The 6,453-nt window shown below is 40.8% G+C and carries 6 protein-coding genes and 1 tRNA gene; 5 read left to right on the top strand and 2 right to left on the bottom strand.

The features are described from left to right. Positions 1-92: 92 nt before the first annotated feature. Positions 93-500 carry a YdeI family protein gene (locus ACFE6N_RS18165; RefSeq protein ID WP_378938743.1) on the top strand — a complete coding sequence of 136 codons (408 nt, stop codon included), beginning with the start codon at positions 93-95 and terminating at the stop codon, positions 498-500. Between the two features lie 14 nt (positions 501-514). After that, a complete protein-coding gene (locus ACFE6N_RS18170) occupies positions 515-661 on the top strand; it encodes a YdeI family protein (protein WP_378938745.1) in 147 nt (48 codons plus the stop codon). On the opposite strand, the gene ACFE6N_RS18175 is transcribed toward ACFE6N_RS18170, so the two are convergent. Beyond that, on the bottom strand, positions 658-783 hold the full coding sequence (locus tag ACFE6N_RS18175; protein WP_378938747.1) for a hypothetical protein: 126 nt from the start codon (positions 781-783) through the stop codon (positions 658-660). The genes ACFE6N_RS18170 and ACFE6N_RS18175 overlap by 4 nt on opposite strands. A 33-nt stretch (positions 784-816) precedes the next feature. Further along, entirely contained in the window at positions 817-1,317 is a 501-nt protein-coding gene (locus ACFE6N_RS18180) for a GNAT family N-acetyltransferase (RefSeq protein WP_378938749.1), read from the bottom strand. A gap of 652 nt (positions 1,318-1,969) precedes the next feature. On the opposite strand from ACFE6N_RS18180, the gene ACFE6N_RS18185 reads away from it, so the two are divergent. From ACFE6N_RS18185 to ACFE6N_RS18195, 3 genes are all read left to right on the top strand, one after another. Next, a complete protein-coding gene (locus tag ACFE6N_RS18185; protein WP_378938751.1) occupies positions 1,970-5,221 on the top strand; it encodes a carboxypeptidase regulatory-like domain-containing protein in 3,252 nt (1,083 codons plus the stop codon). A 309-nt stretch (positions 5,222-5,530) separates the two neighbouring features. Next, positions 5,531-5,604 (top strand) — tRNA-Asn (locus ACFE6N_RS18190). Positions 5,605-6,058: 454 nt separating this feature from the next. After that, a complete protein-coding gene (locus ACFE6N_RS18195; RefSeq protein WP_378938754.1) occupies positions 6,059-6,373 on the top strand; it encodes a GIY-YIG nuclease family protein in 315 nt (104 codons plus the stop codon). Positions 6,374-6,453 lie beyond the last annotated feature (80 nt).

The following is a 6,453-nucleotide window of genomic DNA, read 5'->3' on the forward strand; positions in this document are numbered from 1 at the left end:
AGTTTCTTTCGTTTTGTCGCTGTTGGGCATGTTATAAACCTGCTCTACTTATTCAAGGCCTGTACAAATGAAAATTGTTCAAAGTACTATATATGATGAATCCTAAAGTTGATTTTTATTTTAATAAAGCAAGCAAGTGGCAGGAATCGTTAAACCTATTAAGAACGCTTGCGCTTGATTGTGAGCTTACTGAGGAATTGAAATGGGGGCATCCCTGTTACACTTACAATGGAAACAATATTGTTTTAATTCATGATTTTAAAGAATATTGTGCCTTTTTGTTCTTTAAAGGTGTTTTATTAAAAGATCATGATCATATATTGATCCGGCAAACGGAGCATGTGCAATCAGCAAGGCAGATCCGTTTTGTCAGTGCATTGCGGATTGTAGAAATGAAAGCCATTTTAAAGGCCTACATTTTGCAGGCCATCGAGGTTGAAAAAGCCGGATTGAAGGTTGAACTGAATACACTGTCACCGCCGAATTTCAAAGTAAATTAGATCACATCCCTGATTTGAAGGCTGCTTTCAAAGCCTTAACTCCAGGCCGTCAAAGAGCTTATTTATTGCATTTTTCTGCACCTAAACAAGCAAAAACCCGTGAAGCAAGGGTTGAGAAATGCATACCGCAGATTTTAAGTGGTAAAGGATTGAACGATTAGTTCATGGCCATTGCCACCATGAGCGAACTAGCGTTTAGGTTGGTGATTTCAGGTGTTTCCATCTGAAAATATGGTCGTTTTTGTGTTTGTTTACCTGTAGGATTTAATTTTAAAATTTGCATTTTATACTACACTATCCTTCGACAGGCTATGGGTTACAGTATCTTTTGGTAACAAAAGAAACGTAATCCAGGACGCTTGGCTAAGCCGATTTCGCCACTAAACTGATAGCCAAGCTTAGGGAAAAGTGCCTGAGTGGCCAGGTTTTCGCTATTGGTATCTACCCGTAAGATAGAAATACCCGAATCTTTTGCTACCTGTTCGGCCTGGTTCATTAAAGCTTTGGCAATGCCTTTGCCCTGGCAATCCGGATCGACGGCCAGACGGTGCGTAACAATGGCTTTTTCGGTAATGTCCCAGCCGGCATCGGCATATTCGGGATCCTGATCTGTAGTAATAGCCGAAACACCCACAATTTCGTTTTCCAGTTCAGCTACCCATAGCTGTCCAATGGCAATATCGCTGGAAAATACTTCAGGATTCGGATAATCATCTCCCCACTGGAAATTTCCGGAGGCACGCATTAAAGGCACAACCTTGCGCACAAGTTGCATAATTGGCGGTATATCTTCTGTAGCGGCTAATCTTATTATCATGAGTGCAAAGATAGGTAATGGGTTTCTTAGTTCAGTTGTTAATAGTTTATTGGCTGGCGTGAGGTCTGGCTGTAAAGTAGTTAATTGATAACTATCACTAAGTCCTAACCGCTCAAGACTAAGTCCAGCAGTTGATGTTGCCAGCTGAAACAGAATTAGGAAATGACTGTATTGTGATTCTGGGCAGCTTGCAGTCCCGCTTTCACTATAGTCCTCGCTATGCTGCGGGTTATTCCGGTAAATAAGGTTGAGAGACAGCAGTATGCGTTCCCGACAGCCTTTAAAGTGAACAAATTGTTTGGTCATTATCCAAGGCTGAATGCTATCCAGTACACTAAAAATTGTTAACTGGTTAATTATTACTAAACCAACCACCCAGGCTCAACCTTTCAAATCGGTTAATAGACTCCGGACTTCCGACTGTGGACTTCGGACTCATGACCGCAATCTTCATTAAATCTTCATCTTCATCTCTGATATTTGAGCATATTGCTCTTCATCACATTCCGGCTTCTAAATGGCTGTTAAGGAATTGTATTCTTATTGTTTTGTTCTGATTTTCATATTGTTAAATTAAGGTTAAACTTAATTTAGTGTTAATATTTAATTAACATTAAGACTGTTGTTTTGTGCCAAAATAAAATAACAGAAAATGAAATCACGTATACTATCCCTGATCAGTATTCTTGTACTCCTGATTACTTTTGCTCAGGCACAGGTTACAACATCTAGTATTAATGGAAAAATTAAGGATGCGAAAGGCATTATTCCTGGAGCCACCATTGTTATGGTTCACGTTCCTACCGGAACGGTATCCAAGGGGTCCTCAAACGAATCAGGGCTTTACCGTATCGGCAATTTAAATCCTGGCGGGCCATACAAAATCACCGTAACCTTTGTGGGCTATAATCCGGTAGTAAAAGAAAATATTTATTTAACCCTTGGCTCAGATGTAAAGGTTGATGTTGATCTTCAGGAGCAGGGCAATCAATTGGCAGAAGTGAATGTGAAAGGCCAGAAAGGCGGAACAAAATCTGGTGCAGGTACCAGTATTGGCGAAGGCCAGATTAAAACCCTGCCAACCATGAACCGCAGTTTGCAGGATGTTACCCGTGTAACCCCTCAGGGCAGTAAAGATAATACCTTTGGTGGTACCAATTTCAGATACAATAACGTAACCATTGATGGTGCTATTAATAACGATGCGATTGGTTTTAGCCCTTCATTGGGAGGACAAAGCGGAAGTTCTGGTATGCCGGGGAGCAGTACACGTACCAATCCGGTTTCGCTTGATGCGATCCAGGATGTTACCGTGCTACTTTCGCCCTACGATGTTAAAGTGGGTAACTTTTTAGGTGGTAGTATTAATGCCGTAACGCGTGGCGGTACCAATGAGGTAGTGGGTTCTGTTTATGGATATGGCCGTAATGCTTCATTAATAGGTAGAAATAAAATCGGCGATAACAGCAAAGAGCCGTCAGCATTCCACGATTATCAAACTGGTTTCCGTGTGGGTTTCCCGATTATAAAAGATAAGTTATTCTTTTTTACCAATGAGGAAATTACCCGCCGCCAGGACCCGGTAATATTAGGTGCCGGATCATCTGATATGAAATTGCTTACGGCAACGGATGCTCAACAGATTTCTGATTACATGAAAACCGCTTATGGTGTTGATGCAGGTTCGTTCGGCAATTACAATATCTATTCACAATCTAACAAATTCTTTAACCGTTTGGATTGGAATATCAGCGAAAGCACTCAATTAACCATCAGAAATAATACCATTATTTCTAAAGCAACAAACCTGGAAAGAGACCAGCTTAACTTTAGGTTTGGTGGCATTGATTTCAGGCAGAACAATAACCAGACTTCAACGGTTGCCGATCTGAAAACCCGCTTTGGTAATTCGGCCACCAATAACTTAATTGTTGGTTACTCTACGGTGCACGATTACCGCAATCCGCTTTCTAACCCGGCTTTACCGCAGATCGAGATTGCTTCGAACGGAGGGACATTGTTTTTAGGTACAGATCGTGAGGCGAGTATCTTCAATATGAAACAGAATACTTTCGAGTTTACCGATAACTATACTTACAATTCTGGTATCCATACCTTTACCGTTGGTACGCACAACGAATTTTATAACATCAATTATGGCTTTGTAAACGCATGGAACGGTCGTGTGGCTTACAGCAGTATTGCCGATTTCCTGGCAAACAGGCCAAACAGGGTACGTGCAAGTTATAATTATGACGACAATACCCGCGATAACATCATTAATAACCCAACGGCTGAGTTCAATGTAAATATGTACAGTGTTTATGGTCAGGACGAAATCCGTATAGGCGACCGTTTTAAATTAACACCGGGTTTACGTTTTGACATGGCAGATTTACCTACTATGCCGTCTTTAAGTTCAAAAACCACCAATTCTCCTGTTGATCCCAATTATGGTACAACATATACTTATACGCAGCCATCATCAATTACCGGAAAATTCTTAAACAAAATCCAGATTTCTCCGCGTATTGGCTTTAACTTCGATGTGTTGGGTAACCAAAGCCTGGTGATGCGCGGTGGTACGGGTTTATTTACCAGTCGTGTGCCTTTTGCCTGGATCGGTTATGCCTATTATAATAATGGTGTAAACTATGGTGCTTTTGATAAATCTTACGTTTATTCAAACGCAGATCCGACCAAAATCACTACACCGGCAGCAGGTTCAGATCCGGTCAGAGATGCTTTGACCGGTAATGGCGAGGCGGGTTATGTAACTAAACAAGGGGTAAATGTGAAAGACGCCAGTGGTGCTACGCAGGTAGATTTGGTTGACAACAATTTTAAAATGCCAAAAGCCTGGAGAAGTAATCTGGCTTTCGATTATAAAACAGATGATCAATGGAAATTTACATTAGAAGGTATTTTTAGCCAGGTGATTAAGGATGTGCAGTTCCAACAGATCAACTATGTAGATAATCCAAAATACATGGTTTATGATGCCCAAAAGCAACAGCCTATTTATTCAGGTGCTAAAATCAACCCGTTGTATACCAATGCCTATTTATTATCGAATACCGATAAAGGGTACAAATATAGCTTAACTGCACAGGTAAGTAAATCACTTCCTTTCGGTTTAGATATGATGGTGGCCTATACCTACGGAAGATCGAAAGATATTGCCAATGGTATCCGTAACTCAATGGAATCTAACTGGCAGTTAAACCAGGCGCTTAGCCCCAATAACCCGGGATTGGCTTACTCAAACTTTGATATCCGCAACAGGATCATTTCAACCATAAACTATAGATTGGACTGGGCTAAAAACGGCAAATATGTGTCTAACTTTTCATTATTCTTCAGCGGTCAGTCGGGTTCTCCATACTCATTGGGTTTAGTAAATACCAGGATCAATGGAACAGGACAAACCGTAAGTTTAATGTATGTACCTGCAGTGGGCGAAACACAGAAATTCTTTGCCAATACAGCCGATGGGATTGCACAGGCAGCTGCGTTTGATAACTATATCAACGGAGATAAATACTTAAGCAGTCGTCGTGGCGATTTTACAGAACGTAACGGTGCGCGTACTCCTTGGAACGTGCAGGCTGACTTCCGTTTCGCTCAGGATCTACAAGTAGCCAAAGGAAAACACCCCCATGTACTTACGTTAACCTATGATATTATTAACCTGACCAATTTGGTGAATAAAAACTGGGGAATTCAGTATTTCTCTCCTAATACTTATAACTCAATGGCCAGTATGGGTATTAAAGTTGCAACCGCAGGAACGCCAACTACTTATCCGGTTTATACTTTCGCACAAAAAGATGTGACCTCTTATTCAAAAGATTTCTTTGCCTCGCGTTACCAGATGCAATTGGGATTAAGATATAGTTTCTAATCTTTTTTAAATAAATGTTTATAACGGTCTGGCCTGAACAAGGTCAGGCCGTTTTTTGTTTAACTAAGTGAATATATAACCGAGCGGAATATTAATCACCATAGATTGTTTTCTGATTTTTAATATGCTGATAACCAGTATTAAACAAGTAAAATGCTGCTTTGTTTTAAACAGAAGAGCTTTTTTGTAAATAATAATTGAATAATTTTTTGGATAAATAATTTAAAACCGCTAATATTGCACTCCCAAAACGAACGAGCATATATTTCCTGAAAAGTTTAAATAAGCTGTTTTTTTGGATAGCCGGATTCCTTCTTAGCTCAGCCGGTTAGAGCATCTGACTGTTAATCAGAGGGTCGCTGGTTCGAGCCCAGCAGAAGGAGCAAAGCCCGCAACGAAAGTTGTGGGTTTTTTGTTTATAGTCTATTTCGGACAAAAGATTATTTTGATCATTTACGAGTAATACTCATTGTAGGTAGCCCAACCTCATTTGTTTTTTGTAGTTATGACATACTATCTGTGTGGGATGTAGAGGCTGAAGCAATGCGTCTGGAAAGATTTATCAAAAGCCAGAAAAGCCGGAAGTTGATTGAGCGTATGGTTAAAGTAGAAATGCTGACTGGAATTTTGGCTCAGCTGGTTAGAGTCCCGCACGTGCGGGATTAATCGGAGGGTCGCTGGGGAGTATGATCCCGATTCATCGGGGAGCCCAGCAGAAGGAGCAAAACCCGCAACGAAAGTTGTGGGTTTTTTGTTTATAGTCTATTTTGAACAAAAGATTATTTTGATCGTATTACGAGTAATACTCATTCTAGGTAACGCAACCTCATTTGTTTTTTGTACTTATGGACATACTATCTGTATATTTTATATTCTAAAGTGGCTAATCTTTACTATGTTGGATACACCAGTGATTATGTTCGCCGACTTGAGGAGCATAGCAACTTAGCTGTTAGCAAATTTACCTCAAAATACAGGCCCTGGCATTTGAAAGCTGTGTTCTCTTGTGGGCATGTAGAGGCTGAAGCAATTCGTCTGGAACGATTTATCAAAAGCCAGAAAAGCCGGAAGTTGATTGATCGTATGGTTAAAGGGGAAATGCTGACTGGAATTTTGGCTCAGCTGGTTAGAGTCCCGCACGTGCGGGATTAATCAGAGGGTCGCTGGGGAGTATGATCCCGATTCATCGGGGAGCCCAGCAGAAGGAGCAAAACCCGCAACGAAAGTTGTGG

It is taken from the genome of Pedobacter sp. BG31 (genome assembly GCF_042464845.1).
GTDB lineage: Bacteria > Bacteroidota > Bacteroidia > Sphingobacteriales > Sphingobacteriaceae > Pedobacter > Pedobacter suwonensis.

Excerpts from the sequence above, each read along its gene's own strand:
- ACFE6N_RS18165 (WP_378938743.1), top strand. The coding sequence starts at position 93 with ATGATGAATCCTAAAGTTGATTTTTATTTTAATAAAGCAAGCAAGTGG.
- ACFE6N_RS18175 (WP_378938747.1), bottom strand. The coding sequence starts at position 783 with ATGCAAATTTTAAAATTAAATCCTACAGGTAAACAAACACAAAAACGA.
- ACFE6N_RS18180 (WP_378938749.1), bottom strand. The coding sequence starts at position 1,317 with ATGATAATAAGATTAGCCGCTACAGAAGATATACCGCCAATTATGCAA.
- ACFE6N_RS18185 (WP_378938751.1), top strand. The coding sequence starts at position 1,970 with ATGAAATCACGTATACTATCCCTGATCAGTATTCTTGTACTCCTGATT.